Source organism: Caulobacter sp. DWP3-1-3b2 (assembly GCF_049896325.1).
Lineage (GTDB): Bacteria > Pseudomonadota > Alphaproteobacteria > Caulobacterales > Caulobacteraceae > Caulobacter.
Window position 1 is genome coordinate 31,086 of sequence record NZ_JAFCUB010000011.1, and the last position, 19,702, is coordinate 50,787.

The 19,702-nt window shown below is 66.6% G+C and carries 18 protein-coding genes; 13 read left to right on the top strand and 5 right to left on the bottom strand.

Going from position 1 to position 19,702, the window contains the following annotated elements:
- Positions 1–63 precede the first annotated feature (63 nt).
- Positions 64–1,299, top strand: a complete 1,236-nt coding sequence (locus ACP7AG_RS09945) for a class I SAM-dependent methyltransferase (RefSeq protein WP_426012169.1) — start codon at positions 64–66, stop codon at positions 1,297–1,299.
- A gap of 87 nt (positions 1,300–1,386) precedes the next feature.
- On the top strand, positions 1,387–1,665 hold the full coding sequence (locus ACP7AG_RS09950; protein WP_426012171.1) for a hypothetical protein: 279 nt from the start codon (positions 1,387–1,389) through the stop codon (positions 1,663–1,665).
- Here the strand turns inward: ACP7AG_RS09950 and ACP7AG_RS09955 are convergent.
- Positions 1,662–3,200, bottom strand: coding sequence for a cryptochrome/photolyase family protein (locus ACP7AG_RS09955; RefSeq protein WP_426012172.1), 1,539 nt, complete (start codon positions 3,198–3,200; stop codon positions 1,662–1,664). The genes ACP7AG_RS09950 and ACP7AG_RS09955 overlap by 4 nt on opposite strands.
- A gap of 105 nt (positions 3,201–3,305) precedes the next feature.
- Here ACP7AG_RS09955 and ACP7AG_RS09960 point away from each other — a divergent pair, with 105 nt between their 5' ends.
- The 10 genes from ACP7AG_RS09960 (at position 3,306) to ACP7AG_RS10005 (ending at position 11,875) form a co-directional block, all read left to right on the top strand.
- Complete coding sequence (locus ACP7AG_RS09960; protein ID WP_426030690.1) at positions 3,306–4,304, top strand: cysteine synthase A; 999 nt, start codon at positions 3,306–3,308, stop codon at positions 4,302–4,304.
- 82 nt (positions 4,305–4,386) lie between these two features.
- On the top strand, positions 4,387–5,235 hold the full coding sequence (gene sseA, locus ACP7AG_RS09965) for a 3-mercaptopyruvate sulfurtransferase (RefSeq protein ID WP_426030691.1): 849 nt from the start codon (positions 4,387–4,389) through the stop codon (positions 5,233–5,235).
- Between the two features lie 178 nt (positions 5,236–5,413).
- Positions 5,414–6,574 (top strand): cystathionine beta-lyase, encoded by a 1,161-nt coding sequence (gene metC, locus ACP7AG_RS09970; protein ID WP_426030727.1) that lies wholly within the window; start codon positions 5,414–5,416, stop codon positions 6,572–6,574.
- Between the two features lie 62 nt (positions 6,575–6,636).
- Positions 6,637–7,197 carry a DUF1697 domain-containing protein gene (locus tag ACP7AG_RS09975; protein WP_426030692.1) on the top strand — a complete coding sequence of 187 codons (561 nt, stop codon included), beginning with the start codon at positions 6,637–6,639 and terminating at the stop codon, positions 7,195–7,197.
- 64 nt (positions 7,198–7,261) lie between these two features.
- Positions 7,262–7,465 (top strand): hypothetical protein, encoded by a 204-nt coding sequence (locus tag ACP7AG_RS09980; RefSeq protein WP_426030693.1) that lies wholly within the window; start codon positions 7,262–7,264, stop codon positions 7,463–7,465.
- Positions 7,462–7,584 carry a hypothetical protein gene (locus tag ACP7AG_RS09985; RefSeq protein ID WP_426012182.1) on the top strand — a complete coding sequence of 41 codons (123 nt, stop codon included), beginning with the start codon at positions 7,462–7,464 and terminating at the stop codon, positions 7,582–7,584. The genes ACP7AG_RS09980 and ACP7AG_RS09985 overlap by 4 nt, the downstream gene beginning before the upstream one ends.
- Positions 7,585–7,675: 91 nt before the next feature.
- Positions 7,676–8,044 carry a BlaI/MecI/CopY family transcriptional regulator gene (locus ACP7AG_RS09990; RefSeq protein ID WP_426030694.1) on the top strand — a complete coding sequence of 123 codons (369 nt, stop codon included), beginning with the start codon at positions 7,676–7,678 and terminating at the stop codon, positions 8,042–8,044.
- Positions 8,034–9,827: a M56 family metallopeptidase gene (locus tag ACP7AG_RS09995; RefSeq protein ID WP_426030695.1), complete on the top strand. Its 1,794-nt coding sequence runs from the start codon at positions 8,034–8,036 to the stop codon at positions 9,825–9,827. The genes ACP7AG_RS09990 and ACP7AG_RS09995 overlap by 11 nt, the downstream gene beginning before the upstream one ends.
- A gap of 144 nt (positions 9,828–9,971) precedes the next feature.
- Positions 9,972–11,519, top strand: coding sequence for a GMC oxidoreductase (locus ACP7AG_RS10000; RefSeq protein ID WP_426030696.1), 1,548 nt, complete (start codon positions 9,972–9,974; stop codon positions 11,517–11,519).
- Positions 11,516–11,875 carry a hypothetical protein gene (locus tag ACP7AG_RS10005; protein ID WP_426030697.1) on the top strand — a complete coding sequence of 120 codons (360 nt, stop codon included), beginning with the start codon at positions 11,516–11,518 and terminating at the stop codon, positions 11,873–11,875. The genes ACP7AG_RS10000 and ACP7AG_RS10005 overlap by 4 nt, the downstream gene beginning before the upstream one ends.
- Positions 11,876–11,878: 3 nt before the next feature.
- Here the strand turns inward: ACP7AG_RS10005 and ACP7AG_RS10010 are convergent, their stop codons facing one another.
- Positions 11,879–12,226 carry a hypothetical protein gene (locus ACP7AG_RS10010; protein WP_426012192.1) on the bottom strand — a complete coding sequence of 116 codons (348 nt, stop codon included), beginning with the start codon at positions 12,224–12,226 and terminating at the stop codon, positions 11,879–11,881.
- A gap of 416 nt (positions 12,227–12,642) precedes the next feature.
- On the opposite strand from ACP7AG_RS10010, the gene ACP7AG_RS10015 reads away from it, so the two are divergent.
- A complete protein-coding gene (locus tag ACP7AG_RS10015; RefSeq protein WP_426030698.1) occupies positions 12,643–13,572 on the top strand; it encodes a polysaccharide deacetylase family protein in 930 nt (309 codons plus the stop codon).
- 145 nt (positions 13,573–13,717) lie between these two features.
- Here ACP7AG_RS10015 and ACP7AG_RS10020 read toward each other — a convergent pair whose 3' ends face one another.
- The 3 genes from ACP7AG_RS10020 to ACP7AG_RS10030 all read right to left on the bottom strand — a co-directional run bounded on the left by ACP7AG_RS10020 (position 13,718) and on the right by ACP7AG_RS10030 (position 19,381).
- Positions 13,718–14,758, bottom strand: a complete 1,041-nt coding sequence (locus tag ACP7AG_RS10020; protein WP_426012196.1) for a cupin-like domain-containing protein — start codon at positions 14,756–14,758, stop codon at positions 13,718–13,720.
- Positions 14,759–14,806: 48 nt separating this feature from the next.
- Positions 14,807–15,964 (bottom strand): endo-1,4-beta-xylanase, encoded by a 1,158-nt coding sequence (locus ACP7AG_RS10025; protein WP_426012198.1) that lies wholly within the window; start codon positions 15,962–15,964, stop codon positions 14,807–14,809.
- A 144-nt stretch (positions 15,965–16,108) separates the two neighbouring features.
- On the bottom strand, positions 16,109–19,381 hold the full coding sequence (locus tag ACP7AG_RS10030) for a TonB-dependent receptor (protein ID WP_426030699.1): 3,273 nt from the start codon (positions 19,379–19,381) through the stop codon (positions 16,109–16,111).
- Positions 19,382–19,702: the final 321 nt, after the last annotated feature.

The following is a 19,702-nucleotide window of genomic DNA, read 5'->3' on the forward strand; positions in this document are numbered from 1 at the left end:
CCCCATTTACACATCGGTTTCGAGTGCTTTAACTTTCTCCCTCAGTTAGGGATGGGACCGTCGATGACCGATATCCTGCCTGCCACCTGGTCGGTCCTGGGCCGCGACCCGGAGCTACGCCGAGCCCCTGCCGCCTTTCGCTCGGCCCTACGCATCGCCGTCGAGAACTGGGCGGTGGGCACGCTGACCTTCATCCTGCCCACGGGCAAGTCACTGCGGATCGTCGGCAAGACGCCCGGACCGGACGCCGTGATCCAGGTTCACGACTACCGCTTCGTCCGCCGGGCCCTGGCCTCTGGCGATATCGGTTTCGCCGAGGGCTACATGGCTGGCGAGTGGGACACGCCAGACCTGTCGACCGTGCTGGAAGCCTTTTCCCTGAACTTCGACAAGCTGACGGCCCTGGTCAGCGGCAACCCCTTGATGCGGGCGGTCAATGGCCTCTACCACCTCTTTCATCGCAACGACCGGCAGGGTTCCAAGAAGAACATCCATGCCCATTACGACCTGGGCAACGCCTTCTATTCACGCTGGCTGGACCCCAGCATGACCTATTCGTCCGCTCTCTACGAAACCCCCGGCCAGTCGCTCGATCAGGCCCAGCGCGCCAAGTACGCGGCCTTGGCCCGGTCGATCGATCTGCGGCCCGGCCAGCACGTGCTGGAGATCGGCTGCGGATGGGGCGGCTTCGCCGAATACGCGTCCAAGGAGGTGGGCGCCCGGGTCACGGGCGTCACGATCTCCCAGGCCCAGCACGACTTCGCCAAGCGGCGCCTATTCGACCAAGGCCTGGCCGACAAGGCCGACATCCGGCTGATCGACTATCGCGACGTCCAGGGGCAGTTTGACAGCGTCGCCTCGATCGAGATGTTCGAAGCGGTCGGCGAGGCCTATTGGCCGACCTATTTCGGCAAGATCCGCGAGGTGCTGAGCCCCGGCGGCCGGGCCGGCCTGCAGATCATCACCATTCGCGACGAACTGTTCGACCACTACCGGGTCCAGACCGACTTCATCCAGCGCTATGTCTTCCCCGGCGGCATGCTGCCCAGCGAGCAGCGCCTGCAACAGGAAACCGCCGCCGCGGGCCTGACCTGGACCGGGATCGACCGGTTTGGCCAGAACTACGCCGACACCCTGGCTGAATGGGGCCATCGGTTCGAGGCGGCCTGGGACGAGATCAAGGGCCAGGGCTTCGACGAGCGCTTCCGGCGGTTATGGCGGTTCTATCTCAGCTATTGCGAGGCCGGGTTCCGGACCGAGCGCACCAATGTGATCCAGTTGGGGCTTTCCCGGGCATAGGGTGGCGCGGGCCTAGCAAGTTAGATCGCGCGGTCCGACCTTTGATGGGCGTACACTGACGCAAAGCGTCTCAGAGGTCGGCCCCCAATGAACCTCTATACCATGGTCCTGGATTTCCACGGCGGCACCTACATTACCCAGTTCGACGCCGAGACGGCGGTCGATGCGGTCACCGCCTGGTGTGGCGAACTGCAGGAAGAACAGCTGCTGGGCGAGGTGTCGTCCGATATCGCCGAGGGCATCATGATCGACGCCGTCGGGAACCGTCTGGTCGAGGTCGAGGGCCTGCACAATGTCTGGTGCGCGGCCACGACGGCGGGCGGTCCGCTGGCCTTGCTGAACGTCATCGAGACCCACGTCGGCTAGACACCCATCGCGCCTCGCGTCGCGGCCGCCTTGGCGCGAAACGCCGCCCGCTCGGCTTCGGGCATGCGAGACAGGGTCTTGAGCGGCATCATCATCCGCCCCAGGCCGGCCAGGCGCGCCTCATGTCGATCGAGAAAATCCCAGTATAGCGCGTTGAACGGACAAGCGTTTTCGCCCAAGCGGTCCTTCACGTCATAGCGACAGCCTTTGCAGTAGTCGCTCATCCGATCGATATAGGCGCCGCTGGCCGCATAGGGCTTGGAGCCGACGATGCCGCCGTCGGCGAAGGTGGCCATGCCGCGGGTGTTGGGCATCTCGACCCACTCATAGGCGTCGGCGAACACCACCATGTACCAGTCATCCACGGCGTCTGGATGCACGCCCAGCAGCATGGCCAGATTGCCGGTGACCATCAGCCGCTGGATATGATGGGCGTAGGCATGGTCGCGGGCCGAAGCCACGGCGTCGGCGACGCACGCCATGTCGGTTTCGCCGCTCCAGTAGAACCACGGCAACTTGCCTTCGGCGTCGAGCGCGTTGCGCAGGGCGTATTCGGGCATCTTCAGCCAGTAGACCCCCCGCATGAATTCCCGCCAGCCGAGGATCTGGCGGATGAAGCCCTCGACGGCGTTCAAGGGCGCCTTGCCCGCCCGCCAGGCAGCCTCCGCCCGCCGGCAGATGTCCAGCGGGTCCAGCAAGCCGATGTTCAGGGCCGGCGAGATCAGGCTGTGCCACAGGAACGGCCGTCCCCAACTCATGGCGTCCTGGGCCTCGCCGAACCCGGCCAGCATGTCGGCGATGAAATGGTCGAGGATCGCCTCTGCTTCCTGCGGGTTGGTCGGCCAGTCGAAGGTCTCGACGCGGCCGAAGTGATCCTCGAAGCCCGCCTCGACCGTCGTCATTACATCTCGGGTCACGGCGTTGGGCACGGTGCGCAGGCGCGCGGGCGGCCGCACGCCGGCGGGCAATTTCTTGCGGTTCTCGACGTCGAAGTTCCACTGGCCGCCGGCGGGTTTGTCGCCGTCCATCAGCAGGCCGGTGCGGCGGCGCATCTCGCGGTAGAAATACTCCATCCGCAGTTCCTTGCGCCCCTCGGCCCAGGCGGCGAACTGAGCGCGGGAGCACAGGAAGCGATCATCCTCTCGCGCCTCAACGGGGATCGACAGCGTGTGCGCCAGGGCCAGCAGGTGCTCTTCCAGGGCCCACTTGCCGCAGACGGTGCGGATCACCCGCTCCGCCGGCTCCTCGGCCAGGGCGCGCGTGATCTCACCAGCGATCGAGGCGGTATTGGCCGGGTCATCCAGCCGCACATAGCGAACCCGGACGCCGCGCGCCTCCAGCCGGGCGGCGAACTGGCGCATGGCCGACCAGACCAGGACCAGCTTCTGCTTGTGATGTTTCCAGGCCGTAGCCTCGGCGACGGACTCCGTCATCAGCACGACGTCGTGGGCGGGGTCCAGGTCCGCCAGCGCCGACAGGGTCTCACTCAGTTGGTCGCCCAACACCAGCCGCAGCGCGCCTTGCCGTTTGCTCATGAACCAAACCTTGCCTTCAGGAAAACTGGGCTTGCGTCTGCTCGCCCGCGCACGATCTACCATGCACTCTTGTTTCCGCAGCAGCCCGTCTCAGCCCAGCGCCCCATGACCATCAAGACCAGCGTCCTGGACGCCATCGGCGACACGCCCCTGATCCGTCTCAACCGCGCCAGCGAGGCGACCGGCTGCGAGATCCTCGGCAAGGCCGAATTCATGAATCCCGGCCAGTCGGTCAAGGACCGCGCCGCCCTGGGCATCATCCGCGACGCCGAGGAGAAGGGCCTGCTGAGGCCGGGCGGCCGTATCGTCGAGGGCACGGCGGGCAATACCGGAATCGGCCTGGCCATGGTCGCCTCTGCCCTGGGCTACAAGACCACCATCGTGATCCCGCGCACCCAAAGCCAGGAGAAGAAGGACGCCATTCGCCTGCTCGGCGCGCACTTGGTCGAGGTGGACGCCGTCCCCTATTCCAACCCCGACAACTATGTTCGCTATTCCGGCCGCCTCGCCGAGGAACTAGCCAGGACCGAGCCCAATGGCGTGGTCTGGGCCAACCAGTTCGACAATGTCGCCAACCGCCGGGCCCATTGCGAGACTACTGGCCCTGAGATCTTCGAACAGACCGACGGTGCGGTCGACGGCTTCATCTGCGCCATCGGTTCGGGCGGCACCCTGGCCGGCGTCGCCCAGGCCCTGCGAGCCCGCAAGCCGTCGGTGAAGATCGGCCTGGCCGACCCGCATGGCGCCGCGCTCTACAGCTGGTACGCCGACGGCGAACTCAAGTCGGAAGGAACCTCGATCAGCGAAGGCATCGGCCAGGGCCGGATTACCGCCAATCTCGAAGGCCTGGTGGTCGACCACCCCTTCCGGATCAGCGACGAGGAGATGCTGGAGCAGGTGTTCGACCTGGTGCAGCACGAGGGCCTGTGTCTGGGCGGCTCGTCTGGGATCAACGTGGCCGGCGCGATCCGCATGGCCCGCGCCATGGGCCCCGGCCACACTATCGTGACCATCCTCTGCGACCACGGCTCGCGCTACCAAAGCAAGCTGTTCAACCCAGCGTTCCTCGCCGAGAAGGGCCTGCCGACCCCGCCGTGGATGTAGGTCGCGCTTGCTCCCCGTCGCCGATCGCGTGATCTTGCCCACCCTTCGCGTTGGGGCGAGTCAGACCCCGAAAGGCCAAGCCATGACCCAAGACCCCCTTGTCTCGACTGCCTGGCTGCAGGAGCACCTCGACGCGCCGGACGTGCGGATCGTCGATGGGTCCTGGCACATGCCGGCCGCAAAGCGCGACCCTAGGGCCGAATACAAGTCGGTCCACATCCCCGGCGCGGTGTTCTTCGACATCGACGAGATCGCCGACGAGACCTCCGACCTGCCGCACATGCTGCCCTCTCCGATCAAGTTCGCCTCGCGGGTCAAGAAGTTGGGCCTGGGGGATGGCTCGCGGATCGTGGTCTATGACAGCACCGGCATCCTGCCCGCCGCCCGCGTCTGGTGGGAATTCCGGGCCATGGGCCACGAGGACGTCGTGGTGCTGGACGGCGGCCTGCCCAAGTGGATCGCCGAGGGACGGCCGGTGGACGACGACGTGGTCATGCCCCAGGAGCGCCACTTCACCCCGCGCTTCCAGGCTGACCTCGTCCGCTCGATCGAGCAGATCAAGCGCAATATCGAGACCGGCCGCGAACAGGTGGTCGACGCCCGCCCCGTCGGCCGCTTCACCGCCGCCGAGCCCGAGCCCCGCGCAGGCCGGCGCGGCGGCCACATCCCCGGCTCGCGCAACGTGCCGCTGGCGGGGCTTCTGGCGCCCGACGGCACGATGCTGAGCGCTGAAAGGCTGGCGGCGGTGTTCGAGGCGGCCGGCGTCGATGTCGCCAAGCCCGTGGCCACCACCTGCGGATCGGGCATCACCGCCTCGGTGGTGTCTCTGGCGCTCGCGCGGCTCGGCAAGCCGAGAGCGGCAGTCTATGACGGCTCCTGGACCGAATGGGGCGGGCGCGAGGACGTGCCGGTGGCGACGGGCGAGGCCTGACTTCAAAAATCCTCCCCCTGTGGGGGAGGTGGTTGCGAAGCGACCGGTGGGGGGAGTGTTGGGATATTCATTGGGCATCTCGCCAGCTGCCGATCACCCCCCTCCGTCGGCTTCGCCGACACCTCCCCCACAGGGGGAGGACCTGCAACACCGAGAACCGCGAGTCCGCGCCATGCCCCTGGATGAAGAAACCCGCCTGGTCCGCACCGGCTCGCCGTCGCGGGACGGGATCAAGCTGGCGCGGACCGTTAATCCGCCGATCCAGCGCGGCTCGACCGTGCTGCTGCCCAACGCCGCGTCGCTGTATGACGACAATCAGCTGACCTACGGCATTACCGGCCTGTCCTCGCCCGCCGCCTTGCAACTGGCCCTGGCCGAGCTGGAGGGCTCGCCGGACGTCACACTCTATCCGTCGGGCCTGGCGGCGATAACCGGCGTCATGCTGGCTTTGCTAAAGTCCGGCGACGAGATCCTGGTGGTCGACAGCGCCTATAGGCCTACCCGCCGGTTCTGCGACCGGGTACTGACCCGCTTCGGCGTAGCGACGACCTATTACGACCCAGCCCTGTCGCCCGACGCCCTGATGACCCTGTGCACGCCGCGCACCCGGATGATCCTGCTGGAAGCCCCCGGCTCGCTCACTTTCGAGATGCAGGACCTACCCGCCATCGCCGCGGCGGCCACGGCGCGCGGCGTGCTGACCCTGATCGACAACACCTGGGCCGCCAGCTTTTACTTCAAGCCCCTGGCCCACGGGGTGACCATCAGCGTGCAGGCCCTGACCAAATATGTGGGCGGCCACTCGGACGTCTTCATGGGCAGCGCCGCCACCGCCGACAACGTCATCGGCAACCAGCTGGGCGACGCCATGTGGGACATCGGCTGGTCGGTGTCGCCCGACGACGCCTATACCGTGCTGCGCGGCCTGCGCACCCTGGCCGTCCGCCTGCCCGCCCACCAGGCCGCTGGCCTGGAGATCGCCCGCTGGCTGCAGGGTCGCCCCGAGGTGGCCCGCGTGCTGCACCCGGCCCTGGAGGACGATCCCGGCCACGCCCTGTGGAAACGCGACTTCACCGGCGCCTGCGGCCTGTTCGGCGTGGTGCTGAAGCCCGCCTCGCAGAAGGCCGTCCACGCCTTCCTCAACGCGCTCGAAATATTCGGCTTGGGTTTCTCGTGGGGCGGCTATGAGAGCCTGGCGATCCACTGCGATCCACAGCTGAAGAACCGGTCGGTTCCCGTGACGCTGGAGGGGCCGCTTTTGCGGCTGCATGTGGGGCTGGAGAGCGTGGCGGACCTGAAGGCGGATTTGGAACGCGGCTTTGCGGCGCTCAACGGCTAAATCGCTCAGCGACGCCGCCGCCGCGAAGGGCTAGACAACCGCCTCGTTCGAAAGGCCCGACCATGTCCCTGCACATCGCCCTGCTCCGCGGCGTCAACGCCGCCGGTGGTCGCCTGATCTCCGCCGACGAACTGACCGGCCTTGTGACGGACCTGGGCTTCTCCGACGTGCGCATGGGTCCCAAGCCCGGCGACCTGATCTTCAACAGCGGCGAGCGCACCGGCGCCGAGCTGCAGACCCAGCTGGAGACCGAGCTGTTGACCCGGCTGGGCCTGCGCACCGACGTCTATGTCCGCACGGCCGAGGCCTGGCGAGCCCTGGTCGCCGCCAATCCATTCCCGGACTTCGCGGCGGCCGATCCCGGCTGGCTGATGACCCTGTTCTGCAAGGACACGCCCGACAAGAAGGCCATGGGCGCCCTGCGGGCGGCGATCCGCGGTACGGAACAGGCGCGGGCCGAAAGCCGTCAGATCTACGCCATCTATCCCGACGGCGTGGGCGGCTCGAAACTGACAAATGGCCTGGTCGAGAAAACCCTCGGGACCCGGATCACCGGCCGCACCTGGACCGCCGTCCTGGCCTTGAACGCGATGATCGAAGACCCTCCCGCCGACGAGGCCTGATAAACCGTTTCGCGCGTTCCTATATGCTGAACTTGGTCGTCGAGAGCGAGCCGCCGCGAGGTGGTTGATCGGCTCCGACGCGGCCGGCCTTCGAGACATCGACCCCATGAACTGGCTCTTCGAGCTTTCTGCGGCGTGCGCGCTGCTGGCCTTCGCCTTCCCGCTCGTCTGGAAACTTGTGGCGCCGACGCCGGTGCTGCGTCCGGCGTTGGCGCGCACAAAGGCCCGCCGAGCCGCCGCGCCAGTCGATCAGGACACCGGCGCATGAAGACCTATCCGGGCACACGTCCCTCCGCACCTAAGGGCACTAGCGATCCGCGCTCCACGGGCGGTGATCGTCCGCGGCCGCCCGTCGATCCCGGCGCCCTGCGCGGCACCAAGACCTAGCCGTCTCCATTACATATCGTTTACAATCATAATCGCTGATTGACCCGAACGATTACGTCGGTAATCGTTGCAGGAGCCCAGGAGAGGTTCCATGCGGATCAGTACGGCCGAAAGCCAGATCATGAAGGCGCTGTGGGCGAAAAGCCCACTGACCGCCGAAGACCTTACCGCCACGCTGGCGGACGAGCAGAACTGGGCCGAGGGCACAGTCAAGGCGCTGCTCAACCGCCTGCTGAAGAAGGACGCCATCGCCGCCGAGAAGGACGGGCGTCGCTTCCTGTATCGGCCGCTGGTGGCCCAGGGCGACTATGTTCACGCCGAGAGTCAGGGCTTGTTGGATCGCCTGTTCGACGGTCGCCTGGCGCCGCTGGTCAGCCACTTCTCGCAGCGTGAACGACTGAGCGACGACGACATCGCCGAACTGCGCCGCATCCTGGAGGCGCACGACGATGGCCGCTGACTTCCTGGCCCTTCTGGTCCACGCCAACCTGGCGATCGGCGCGGCGGTGCTGCTTGTGCTGGTGCTTCGCCGGCCGGTTCGCGGCCTGTTCGGCGCTCGCGCCGCCTACGGTCTCTGGCTGGTCGCGCCGCTGGCGGTCGTGGCGGTGATACTGCCCGCGCGCACCGTGACGATCCCCATTGCGCAGCTCCGGCCCGTCGCCGTCGCCGTCGACGCTGCCGCGCAGCCGTCGGCCATTGCCGCCCAACCAGCCCCCGCTGTCGCGCTCCTCAGGTCCACGCCGCGCATTCAGGACTGGGACCCGCAAGGCCCGCTGGTCATCGCCTGGGCCCTGGTCGCCCTGCTGGCCCTCGGTGTCCAGGCCGCGCGCCAGCGCCGGTTCGTGCGGTCGCTGGGCCGTCTTCGCGGCGAGGCGGACCTGTTCCACGCCGAGCATGTCGGCGTCGGCCCCGCGGTGATCGGCGCCTTCCTGCCCAAGCTCGTTCTACCCGCCGACTTCGCGCTGCGCTTCACGCCGCAGGAGCAGGCCCTGATTCTCGCCCACGAGCGCAACCACCTGGCGGCCGGCGACGCCCAGATCAACGCCCTTACCACCGCGGTCCAGTGCCTGTTCTGGTTCAATCCCCTGGTCCATCTGGGCGCCCAGCGCCTGCGGATCGACCAGGAGATCGCCTGCGACGCCGCCGTCCTGACCCGCTTTCCCATCGCCCGCCGCGCCTACGGCGAGGCGATGCTGAAGACCCAACTGGCGCCCTTCGCGCCGCCGCTCGGCTGCCACTGGCCAGCCGCGGCCAACACCCAACTCAAGGAGAGGTTTGTCATGCTCACCCAGCACCGCCAAGGCCGCGCCACCCGCCTGATCGGCGCCGCCGCCGTCGCCGCCCTGGCCCTGGGCGCGGGCTTCGCCGTCTGGGCCGCCCAGCCCGCCCGCATCGTCCACCAAGACAGCGTCCAGGACGCCCGCGAGGAGACGGCCCACGACAAGGCACGCGACCGCCGCAGCCCGCTGTTCAAGGCCGTGCGCGACGGTGACGCCAGCGAGGCCAAGGCCCTCATCGCGGCCGGCGCCGATGTCGACTTCAAGGCCTCGGGCGACGGCACGCCACTGATCGAAGCCGCGCGCTCAGGACGGGCCGACCTTGTCGAGCTTCTGCTGGCCAGGGGCGCCGACGCCAATCTGGCTTCGCGCGGCGACGGGAATGCGCTGATCGCGGCCGCCTCCGAGGGTCGGCCCGACATCGTCGAGGCGCTGGTCGAGCGCGGGGCCGAGGTGAACGCCTATGTCCCCGGCGACGACACGCCGCTGATCAACGCCATCCGCTCCGGTGACCTGGCGACGGTCCGCTACCTGATCAACCAGGGCGCCGATGTGAACCGCGCGGCCCTCGGCGACGGCAGCCCACTGATCGAAGCTGCCCGCTCCGGACGGCTCGACTTCGTCGAGCTGCTATTGGCCAAGGGCGCCGACGCCGGCAAGGCCGTGCGCGGCGACGGCGACCCATTGATCGCGGCGGCGGGCAGCGGCGACCTGGCCATCGTCAAGACCCTGGTCGAGCACGGCGCGTCGGTGGAGTCCTTCGTGCCCGGCGACGAAACCCCGCTGATCAACGCCGCCCAGTCCGGCGACCTGGCCACGGTGCGCTACCTCGCTGAGAAGGGCGCGGACGTGAACCGCGCCGTGCCCGCCAATCGAGGCCAAACCCGCTCGCCGCTCGGCGAGGCGCTCAAGCACGGTCACAGCGAGATCGTCGACTACCTCAAGGCCAAGGGCGCGCGCGCCTAGAGCATCGCGCGGAAAAGTGGCCACCGGTTTTCCGCAAAAGCGATGCGAAAACAGAAGTCTAGAGCAAGCCGTGCGATTCCTATATCGCGCGGCTTGCTCTAGCCGCGCGCCCTCACCTCCCACGCAACACCGACAGGAAACACGATGGCTTTCATCGACGCCCGAACCTTGCCTGACGCCAGCCGAATCCAGGCCGATCTGCTGATCATCGGGGGCGGCCTGGCCGGGATCACCCTGGCCAAGGAGCTGGCCGGCGGGGCGCTGAAGGTCGCGATCCTGGAAAGCGGCGGCCGCGAGCTGGACATGGAAATCCAGGGCCTCTATGCCGGCTCGGCCATGGTGCGCGCGCCGGACAATCCCGACAAGCCGTTCGACGACTATCCCGCCCAGTCGCGGGCCCGGGTGCTGGGCGGCTCGGGCATGATCTGGGGCGGCAAGTGCGCGCCGCTAGATCCCGCCGACTTCGCGGCCCGTCCGTGGGCGCCGCACAGCGGCTGGCCGGTGACCCGAGAGCAGATGCAAGGCTTTTACGACCGGGCCTGCGACCTGCTGGAGATCCCCCGCTTTGATCGCGACAACACCCTCCTGAAAGACCCAACCCGCACGCCGCTGGCCCTCGACGCGGAGGACGGCTTCTTCTCGGCCCCGCGCGCCTTCACCCGCTATTCGGGCGGCAGCGACAAGGCCGCCTTCGACCGTTTTCGAACCGATTTCGCGGATGCCGCCAACATCACGGTCTATCTGCACGCCAATGTCACCCAGATCCGGTTGAACCCGACCGGCGACCAGGTCGGGGGGCTGGACGTGGCCTGCCTTGACGGCAAGCGACACACGGCGAGCGGCAAAACCTATGTTCTGGCGGTCGGTGGCATCGAGAACGTCCGGCTGCTGCTGGCCTCCAATGGGGTCCACAAGGGAGGCGTCGGCAACACCCACGACCTCGTCGGCCGGTTCTTCCAGGGCCATGTCACCTATTCGGTGGACGGCGACGCCGAGAGCGAAGCCTCGGCCGTCCACGTGTCGCGCGACGCGCCGATGGGCCTGTATCTCAATCCCACCCGCACCAGCCCCCACTGCGTGCTGGCCAGCGGCGCGCCGGCGCAAGAGCGGATGGGAGCCGGTAACTTCACCGTCACGCTCTACGCGGCCGATGAGACCGGGATCGCCCAGGCCGACACCAAGGCGCTCCGCCAGGTCGCCACGACCCTCGACGGCGGCATGTCCGGCGGCGGCCAGCTCCTGGGCTGTTTCGCCATGTCCGAGCACTTCCCCAATCCCGACAGCCGCGTGACCCTGGACGCCTCGGCGAAGGACCCACTTGGCCTGCCGCGCATCCGACTGGAAAGGACCTACGGCAAGACCGACTGGGACAGCCTGGAACGCTCGACCGCCGGGTTCGGCGACGCCTTGGGCGCCGCTGGCCAGGGCCGTTTCTGTTGGCCGATCAAGCGGAGCCAACTGCTGGCGATCTCAAGCGCCTCGCGCCATCACATGGGCACGACGCGGATGAACGCCGATCCGAAGCGGGGCGTGGTCGATCCGGACCTGAAGGTGCACGGAACCGGCAATCTGTACGTGGCCGGCAGCTCGGTTTTCCCAACCTCGGGCATCGCCAATCCCACCCTGACGATCCTGGCCCTGGTGATGCGCCTGGCCGATCATCTGAAACAAGAGCTCGGAGCCGACCGATGACCGCCCTCGCCCGCCGCGACCTGCTGGCCGCCCTGTTCGTCGTCACGGCCAGCGCCGGCTTGCCATCGCTGGCCGCCGCCGTCCCGAGCAACCCCAAGGCACGATTGTTCGGCGAACTAGACCTGACCGCCGCCGCGCGGGTGGGAGAGGCCTGGCTGGCCGGCCGCGCGCCGACCACAGTCACAGCCCTGGTCGCGCGGCTGTTTCCTCGGGGCCGCGAGCCCGAGGCCTTGTCCGCCCTGCGCCGCGCCGTGGCCGACGACTTCCGGCGCGGCGCGGTATTTGTGCATCGCGGCTGGCGGTTGTCCGACACCGAAGGCGCGCTGTTTGGCCTGTTGGCTCTCGAGGCGCGTTAGGCGTCAGCGCTTCTTGGTCAGGTCCAGCGCCGCCAGATCTCGCGCCGTCGCGGCCATGGCGTCGTCACCGATGCCGCCACCCATCTTGGGCTGCAGTTCCTTGAGGGACAGGGTCTTGAAGCTGTCGTACAGCGGGTGGTCGGTCAGGCCGGGCACATCCTTGTCCAGCACGGCCTTGCCCGCAGGATCGGCGACGATCACCGCGATCGGCGTGTCGAGGGTCAGGAACGCCTTGGTGGCCATTTGCCCGGCAACTGGCGTGGTCGGCGCGGGTTGCTGGGCCAGGGCCGATCCCGAAAAGGCCGCGATCGTCGCCATCATCGCCACAGCACCGCAGATCGAGGTACGCATCAGTCTTGGTCCTTCCTAAACGAGGTTCAGGACGGCAATCCGCTTCGTGGCCATGGGGTTCAACCCCAAACCTTGGCGGCGAGGTCAGGAATGGCGCCGACGCCGCCTCTTCTCGCAATCCGCTGCAAGTCTGCGCACCACGCGGTCAGTCGCCAACCTCGGCGCTAGCCGTCAATGGCCCCGGCGAGGCCGGCGTCAACGCCTTTGTCGAGCGCTCGGAACGATAAGACTTCAAGGTCGCCTTGGCGCGGCGCGCCGTGGAAAACAGATCAGTGAACCACCGGTACCGCTACCTTTTTATCTCATGACGGCTGGTCACGATGGCCAGTTCTTGCCACTCTCATGCTGCGGGACGCGGTCTTGCCCGCCAAGACAGTTGTCACGCCAAGTGACGATAATGACCCTGGGGTGGAAACATGATGTCATTCACGAGCGTCGTGTCGCTATACGGCCTGGTCGCCTTGACCGCCGTCGCCAGCCCCGTCCTGGCCAAGCCAGAACCCATCGAGATCGCCCTCACCTTCGACGACCTGCCTGCTCACAGCGCCCTGCCCCCCGGCCAGACGCGGGTCGGGATCGCCGAGCAAATCCTGGCCGCCCTGCATGAGGCCGGCGCCCCGTCGGTCTATGGTTTCGTCAATGCGGTGCAGGAAGAGCGTGAACCCGAGTCCGCCGCCGTGCTAGGCCTCTGGCGCGCAGCGGGCCACCCGCTGGGCAATCACACCTGGTCGCACATGGCGCTGAGCAAGAACAGCCTGGCCGACTGGCAGGCCGACCTGATCCGCAACGAGCCGGTGCTGGAGAAGCAGATGGCCGGCGCCGACTGGCGCTGGTTGCGCTTTCCGTTCCTCGACGAGGGCGACACGCCCGAAAAGCGCGACGCCGCCCGCCAGTTCCTGGACCAGCACCATTACCGCATCGCCAGCGTGACCATGAGCTTCGACGACTGGGCTTGGAACGAGCCCTATGCCCGTTGTGTCGCCAAGGGCGATACGGCGGCGATCACCGCGCTGGAGACCAGCTATCTCCAGGCCGCCAAGGACAGCTTCAACTATTCCCGCGCCATGGCCCACAGCCTGTACGGCAAGGACATTCCCTATGTGCTGCTGATGCATGAGGGGGCGCTCGACGCCCGTCTGCTGCCGCGTCTGCTGGCCTTCTATCAGAGCCAGGGAGCCCGCCTCGTCACCTTGGACACGGCAGAGCGCCATCCGTTCTACGCCGCCGACTTCAGTTCCGCTCCGACAACGGCGTCGGTCACCTTGGAGAACGCCATGGTCGCGCGAGGTCTCCGCGTGCCGATCAAGACCTGGGATGTCCAGGCGCTCTCGACGGTATGCGGTTAGAGCATTTCCCAACCTGACTGCGTCAGGCCGTGAGCTCTAATCTTCTGTTTTGACGCATTTTTCTTCACGCGTACCGGAACCACTTCGCTCGAAAAATGCTCTAGCTCAAGTCTTCCCCCTGTGGGCGAGGACCTTCGGGAGCGGGCTAGCCGAAGGCGCGCTTCAGGAACGCCCGGATGTTCAGCGCCAGACGGGGCGACAGCGGACCCAGCACGCCCTTGCGGTCCTCCGGAAGATGGGCGGCGGGATCGCCGTTCACCTCGAACAGGTAGTGGTCGAAGATCGCCCGCCAGGCGGCGCGTTGCGGAGCCGGCAAGTGACGAACCGCCAGCAGGCCGTGGACCAACACCTTGAACGGCGACCCGGCCTCGGGCGGCAGGTCGCGCCACCAATAGTTCACCAGCACGTTCAGCGAGTCCAGCGAGCGCACGTGGTGCCACCACAGGGTCGGGATGTAGATCGCGTCGCCCGGGCCCAGTTCAGCGCTCAGGCCATGCTCGACGGCTTGGGCGAACCTGGGATAGCGCGCGTGATCGGGCTCATCCAGCGACACCATGCTGATCGGCTGACCCGCCAGGGTGAAGTCAAGCGGCCCGACATAGAGATTGGCCGTCTGCTCGGGTGGAAACAGCGTGAAGCGTCGCCGGCCCGCCACCACGACGGCGATATTGTCGGCCATGTCGTAATGGGTCTGGGCGGTGACCGCGTTGCCGAACCAGATGCGGGGGTCGACGGGGATGTCCAGCAAGAGGTTGCGGTTGGCCTCGGCGAACCCCGGCAACACCTTGGGCGTCGGCGCTGAGCCCACATAGACCGACGGCGGATCGACCTGATCGCCCAGGGCGAGGAGGTCGTCGAGGATCGCCGAGATCGCGCCGGGCCGGCGCTCGAAATTCACCGACCGCTCGGCGTCCTGGTAGAAGAACCGCCCCTTGATGTCCGGCGCGCCAACGAAGGCCTCGACGGGCGCGCCCTGGTCCAGGCCTTTCAGGTAGTCGGCGGCGGCCCTCGCCCCTGCCCGTCCCGCCGCCACCGCCGGCCAGTCGGCTGCGAAGCCGCGCAGCACCACCGGACGGTAGGCCGGTACGATCTCCTCGCGCAGGATCTGGCGCGTGACATCGTGGCGCTCGTCAAGGGGCTGGAACGACAGGGTCATGGCGGGAAGCTTACCGGGAATGGGTGTCAACGGCAGGCTCTAGATAACGCGCCGCGATGATCGGTCGGAACGCGAGGCTCAGGTCCGCTCCGGCGCGGCCCGGAAGGCGGCCGCCACGGCCTGGCGCAACGGCTTGGGTCGGTAGGCGTCGTCATAGAGCGTCGCCCGCTTGGCCAGGCCGTCCTTGCGGGGGGTGAAGGTCTGCAGCCAGGAATACTTGTCGACCATGCCCCAGGCCAGCACCGCTTTGGTCTGACGATAGTCCAGCATCAGGTCCAGATAGCCCTTGGCGACGGCGGCTTCGGAGGCGTCGCGCGCAGCGACGCCGGGGGGCAGATCGTGATCGTTGACGTCGAACTCGGTGATCAGCAGGTCGTAGCCCATGCCGGTCACCTCATCGATGAAGGCGCGCCAAGCCTTCTCCTGGGGCCGCCCCAGGCTACCAGGCGCGGCCGGATCTTCGGTGCCGAGGTGGCTCTGGACCCCGAGGGCGTCGACCGGCGCGCCGCGCTTGCGGAAGCCTTCCAGAAGCTTCAGCACGCCGGCGCGGTGGGCCTCGTTGCCGGCTTCCCAGCCCATATAGTCGTTATAGACCAACTGAGCCTTGGGCGCCGCCGCGCGGGCGGCATGGAAGGCGACGTCCAGCGTCTGCGCCTGGCCCATGGCGTCGGAGAACACTGTGTGGCGGACCGAACCGTCCTTGGGATCGACCGTCTCATTGACCACGTCCCAGGACCGAATCTGCGGATAGTGCGCCACGACCTTGGTGATGTGGTCGACCAGCATGGCCTCGGCGTTGGCGGCGGCCGCCGGACCCTTGCCGAAGTCGTGGGCTTTCAGCCAGGCAGGGAACCACTGGGGGTGATGCCACAGCAGGGTGTGGCCGCGCAGGGCGATGTCGTTCTGCTGGGCGAAGGCGGCGATGCGGTCGGCGCGTTCGAAGGCGAAGGTCTCGGCGTCGGGCCGCAGCACGTACCACTTCAGTTCGTTTTCCGGCACGAGCACGCCGCACTCGTTGATCAGCACCTGGCGATAGCGAGCGTCCTCGAACGAACCGGTCAGCGAGCCGGTCGGACCGGCGCCGACGGCGCTGCCGAACTGCACCCCCTTGGCCTTGGCCAGCTTGGCCAGCGACGGCGTTTGCGCCGCCTGAGCCGAACCGCCGCCCAGGACTGCCGCGCCTGCGAGGCCGAGAGCCAGAGCCTGGCGTCGGGAAAGGATGGAAGAAGAGGTCATCACGCAGCCTTCAACGAAAGCGCCGCGCCCCGTGGGACAGGGCGCGGCGAAGTCCTAGGAACCGAATGTCTCCGCCCCACCGGGCCGGAGCCGAGGCCGCGGACGTCCGACCGAGGGGCAGGCCCCGGCCGGACGCCATCGACCTTAGAAGCTGGCGCGCACCACGAAGGTGTAGCGCCGGTCGTTCATGAACCAAGACCGTCCAGCCTTGAGCAGTTGGTTGTTCAGGACCTGCGTGGTCTTGGTGACCTCGTTGGTCAGGTTCACGCCCTGCACGCCGATCTTCACCTTGGGATTGACGGTGTAGAACAGCGACCCATCCAACTGGCCGGTGGCCTCATTCATGATCGGGGCATAGGGCACGATCACGTCGCGGACGGTCAGCAGGAAGTCCGAACGCCAGTTGTAGGCCAGGCGAGCCGAGATCGGACCCTTCTCGTAGATGCCCGCGAAGTTGACGTTGTGCTTGGACAGACCTTGCAGCGGCAGCAGGCTGGTGTCGACGGTCGAGACCCGGCCGGCGGCCACGTCGGGGTCGGTCGCCGACAGCGTGCTTTGCGGCACGCCCTTGCTGTCGATGTAGGTGTAGTTGGCGTTGATGCCGAACCCGTCGAACGGCTTGGGCAGGAAGTCGTAGAACTGCTGATAGCCGATCTCGAAGCCCTTGACCTTGGCCGTCTGGTCCGAGTTGCCCGGCGTGGTGATGGCCACGTCGAAGGTAGCGCCGTTGTTGGTGAACGGAATACGCGCAGTCGAGTTCGTCGCGACGTCCTTCAGTTCCTTGTAGAAGGCCGCGAAGGTTAGCGAGCCGACCGGCGCGAAATACCATTCCACCGCACCGTCCAAATTGAACGACTTCGTCGGCTTAAGATAGGGATTGCCGACCGTCAGGTTGCCGCTGACGCTGGTGGCGGTCAGCGGAGGACCGGCGATCCCCGTGTCAGAGAGGTCCAGACCCACATTGTAGTAGTTGCGGGTCAAACCGATGTCCGGCGGCGTGATGGTCTTCGAGGCGGCGAAGCGTAGTTGCACCTTGTTGGGCAGAGCAACCTTCACGTTTACGCTGGGCAGCCAATGTTCGAAGGTGGCACGCGCGACGGTCGGGGTGGTGGCGCCGTTCGAGAAAAGACGTGTCGCGGCCCGGGTGGTCGCGGGCAGTGAACAGAAGTCTGTCGGTGCGAACGCAGGCTTCGGATTAGGCTGAGCGTTGTATCGGGCGAGAGAGTCCAGGCAGGACTGGTCGCTCGGCGGGTTTGAGGCCGGGAAGGACAGGAAGCCGGAAGCCTCGCGCTTCGTCTTGGTATAGCGCAGGCCGATATTGCCGCTGACACCGATGTCGCCGTCGAATTCATGCCTGAAGCGCAGCATGCCGTAAGCGGATTGGGTCTTTTCATTGATCGGGTTGATTTCACCCGGCAAGAACGGCGTACCGGCGACCACGCCGCAGCGTTGAGCGAGCGGAACCCAGTTCTGCGGGCAGCCATTGCCGCCGTTACGGGCCCGCCACTCGTCACCGACGCTCAGGGCGAAGGCCGTCATGGCGGCATAGTCCTTGGCCGAGTTGTCATTGTAGAACGGCCGGGCCTGGAGACCAGTCGGAACCGGCACCTGACCGCGCATGAAGTCGGTGAAAGGGTAGAGCGTGGTCTGGGCCGCGCTGGTCGAACCGCCGGGCGTTGTCGGCGAGCCGTTGATCTGATCATCGAACCAGACCGGGCCGCCGCCGCCCCAGATTTCGCTCAGCACACCCCAGTTATAGGTCGAGAAACGGGTTGTTTGATCGCGCTCGGCCCAGCGAACGCCGACCCGGGCCGATTCTAGCCAACTGTTCTCCGCGAAGCGATAATCGACGTCGATCTTTGCGGCGTCTTCTTTTCCTTCGCTTTGTTCGATGTGGTCCATCGCCGAGCGCCAGAAGCTGTTGTGCGGGCTTTGGAAGTTGTCATTCGGTGCGTTGAAGTAGGTCGAGCAGGTGCCGCTGGGCGGCGAGCAGGGCGGGATGCTAGCCCCGCTGGCCGGTGGGATGAAAGTGAACTCCGGAAGATCCGAGCCATTCAGCTTCAGGTTCAGGTTCTGGAAGCTTGAGCCCCAAATGCCCACGTCGAGATTATCGACCGTGGAGTCGACGTGTTGGTAGTCGAAGGCTACGCCGAGGCGATCGTTCGGCGTCCACTTGAAGTTAAAGCCGTAGTCAGACGTCAGATAGGTCTGCTCGACATTGCGATTGACGTTGTTGCTTTGCAGACCAAAGCTCGGCACGCGAGGATCGGCGCTGAACTGGTCATCACGCCAACCTTGCGGACCGGTGATGACGCCATTGGTGAAGACGCCGTTGCTGTCGACACCGAAGGTGGTGCCGTCGATCGGACGCGAGTCACCGTTCGAGGTCACGTTGTCGGTGGCGATTTCGATTGCGTGCTCGGTCCAGGACTGGGTCGATTCCGAGCGCAGGTACTGAAAGGTGGCCAACATGGTGTCGTCGTTGCTGCGCCACTGGCCGGCCGCAGCATAGCCCGTGCGCTCACGCTTGGTCTCGGTGCTGCGGAACGCCGCGCCGCGCGGGAACCACACGCCCTTGCCGCCACCGGGGCAGGTCGCGGCTTGCGGATTGGCGGTCTGGGCGCTGGTGAAGCCGGTGCGGCAACCGAAGTTCGACACCTGCGTGCCGTCCGAGCGGGTGGAGAGCTTGGAGTCTACGGCGCTCAGCAGCAGGCCGAACGTGCCGGCCTCGGTGTCCCACTGGTCGCTGTACAGCGCCGAGAAGGTCGGAGCCCACTTCTTGACGAAGTCGCCGTAGCTCTCTTCCGCCGAAACCGAGAGCAGGCGCTTGCTGCTGTCGAACGGCAGGCGGGTGCGCAGGTTGACCGTGCCGGAGATGCCGCCCTCGATCATGTCGGCAGACGGGCTCTTGAACACATCGACGCCGCCCATCAGTTCCGACGGGACGTCGGCAAAGCTCAGGGCGCGGCCGTTATTAGCCGAGAAGGTGTCGCGACCGTTCAGCTCCGAACGCACGAAGTTCAGGCCGCGCACGACGACGCCGCTGCCTTCGGCCGAGAAATGGTCGGGATCAACGCCGGCGGCGAAGCGGCTGATGGCCACGCCCGGGATCCGCTGCAGCGCCTCGGTGACCGACCGGTCCGGCAGGGCCCCGATGTCTTCGGAAGTAATCGAGTCGCCGATGATCTCCGAGCTTTGCTTGAGCTGCTGCGAGCTCTGCAGGCTCTTGCGAATGCTGGTGACGACGACTTCATCGACGATCTGCGCGTCGCTCGCGGGCTTGGCCTGGGTCTGGGTCTGGGCCAGCGCTGGCGCGCCGATCAGCATCGCGCTCAGCGCGATGGCCGATACGCCATATTTCAGAGCAAGAATTTTCTGATTTTGGTCGCGCGTGGTCGCGCTATGGATCAAGTGCATATTTCGCCTCCCCATTTATCGTTTAGGTCGCGCGTTACCGCTACCACTGGCCATATGAATCGACCTTTAGGTCAGACCATATTGCAATGGTTTCCGCCGTCAAGGTACCGCTACCTTATCCGTGCAGAAAAAAACGGTGCGCTCCCAATCTTTTGATTTGTCGTAACAATTGCCGTGGCTTCCAACGTCTTGCATTGGTAAGCCATCTAAGCGATGAGCCCTTCAGATAGCGCTGTCAAACAGGTTCGGGCGCGACACTGTGGCGCATGGCCTGGCAGCGGTTTTATTTTAGACAGCGTTGTCAATTTGCATCATTAGGCC

Bases quoted from the DNA above. Each gene is read 5' to 3' on its own strand.
- ACP7AG_RS09985 (WP_426012182.1), top strand. From the start codon at position 7,462: ATGAAGACCTATCCGGGCACACGTCCCTCCGCACCTAAGGGCACTAGC.
- ACP7AG_RS10010 (WP_426012192.1), bottom strand. From the start codon at position 12,226: ATGCGTACCTCGATCTGCGGTGCTGTGGCGATGATGGCGACGATCGCG.
- ACP7AG_RS09950 (WP_426012171.1), top strand. From the start codon at position 1,387: ATGAACCTCTATACCATGGTCCTGGATTTCCACGGCGGCACCTACATT.
- ACP7AG_RS09945 (WP_426012169.1), top strand. From the start codon at position 64: ATGACCGATATCCTGCCTGCCACCTGGTCGGTCCTGGGCCGCGACCCG.
- ACP7AG_RS09955 (WP_426012172.1), bottom strand. From the start codon at position 3,200: ATGAGCAAACGGCAAGGCGCGCTGCGGCTGGTGTTGGGCGACCAACTG.
- ACP7AG_RS09990 (WP_426030694.1), top strand. From the start codon at position 7,676: ATGCGGATCAGTACGGCCGAAAGCCAGATCATGAAGGCGCTGTGGGCG.
- ACP7AG_RS09975 (WP_426030692.1), top strand. From the start codon at position 6,637: ATGTCCCTGCACATCGCCCTGCTCCGCGGCGTCAACGCCGCCGGTGGT.
- ACP7AG_RS10025 (WP_426012198.1), bottom strand. From the start codon at position 15,964: ATGACCTCTTCTTCCATCCTTTCCCGACGCCAGGCTCTGGCTCTCGGC.
- ACP7AG_RS10005 (WP_426030697.1), top strand. From the start codon at position 11,516: ATGACCGCCCTCGCCCGCCGCGACCTGCTGGCCGCCCTGTTCGTCGTC.
- ACP7AG_RS10000 (WP_426030696.1), top strand. From the start codon at position 9,972: ATGGCTTTCATCGACGCCCGAACCTTGCCTGACGCCAGCCGAATCCAG.
- ACP7AG_RS10030 (WP_426030699.1), bottom strand. From the start codon at position 19,381: ATGCACTTGATCCATAGCGCGACCACGCGCGACCAAAATCAGAAAATT.
- ACP7AG_RS10015 (WP_426030698.1), top strand. From the start codon at position 12,643: ATGATGTCATTCACGAGCGTCGTGTCGCTATACGGCCTGGTCGCCTTG.
- ACP7AG_RS09960 (WP_426030690.1), top strand. From the start codon at position 3,306: ATGACCATCAAGACCAGCGTCCTGGACGCCATCGGCGACACGCCCCTG.
- sseA (WP_426030691.1), top strand. From the start codon at position 4,387: ATGACCCAAGACCCCCTTGTCTCGACTGCCTGGCTGCAGGAGCACCTC.
- ACP7AG_RS09995 (WP_426030695.1), top strand. From the start codon at position 8,034: ATGGCCGCTGACTTCCTGGCCCTTCTGGTCCACGCCAACCTGGCGATC.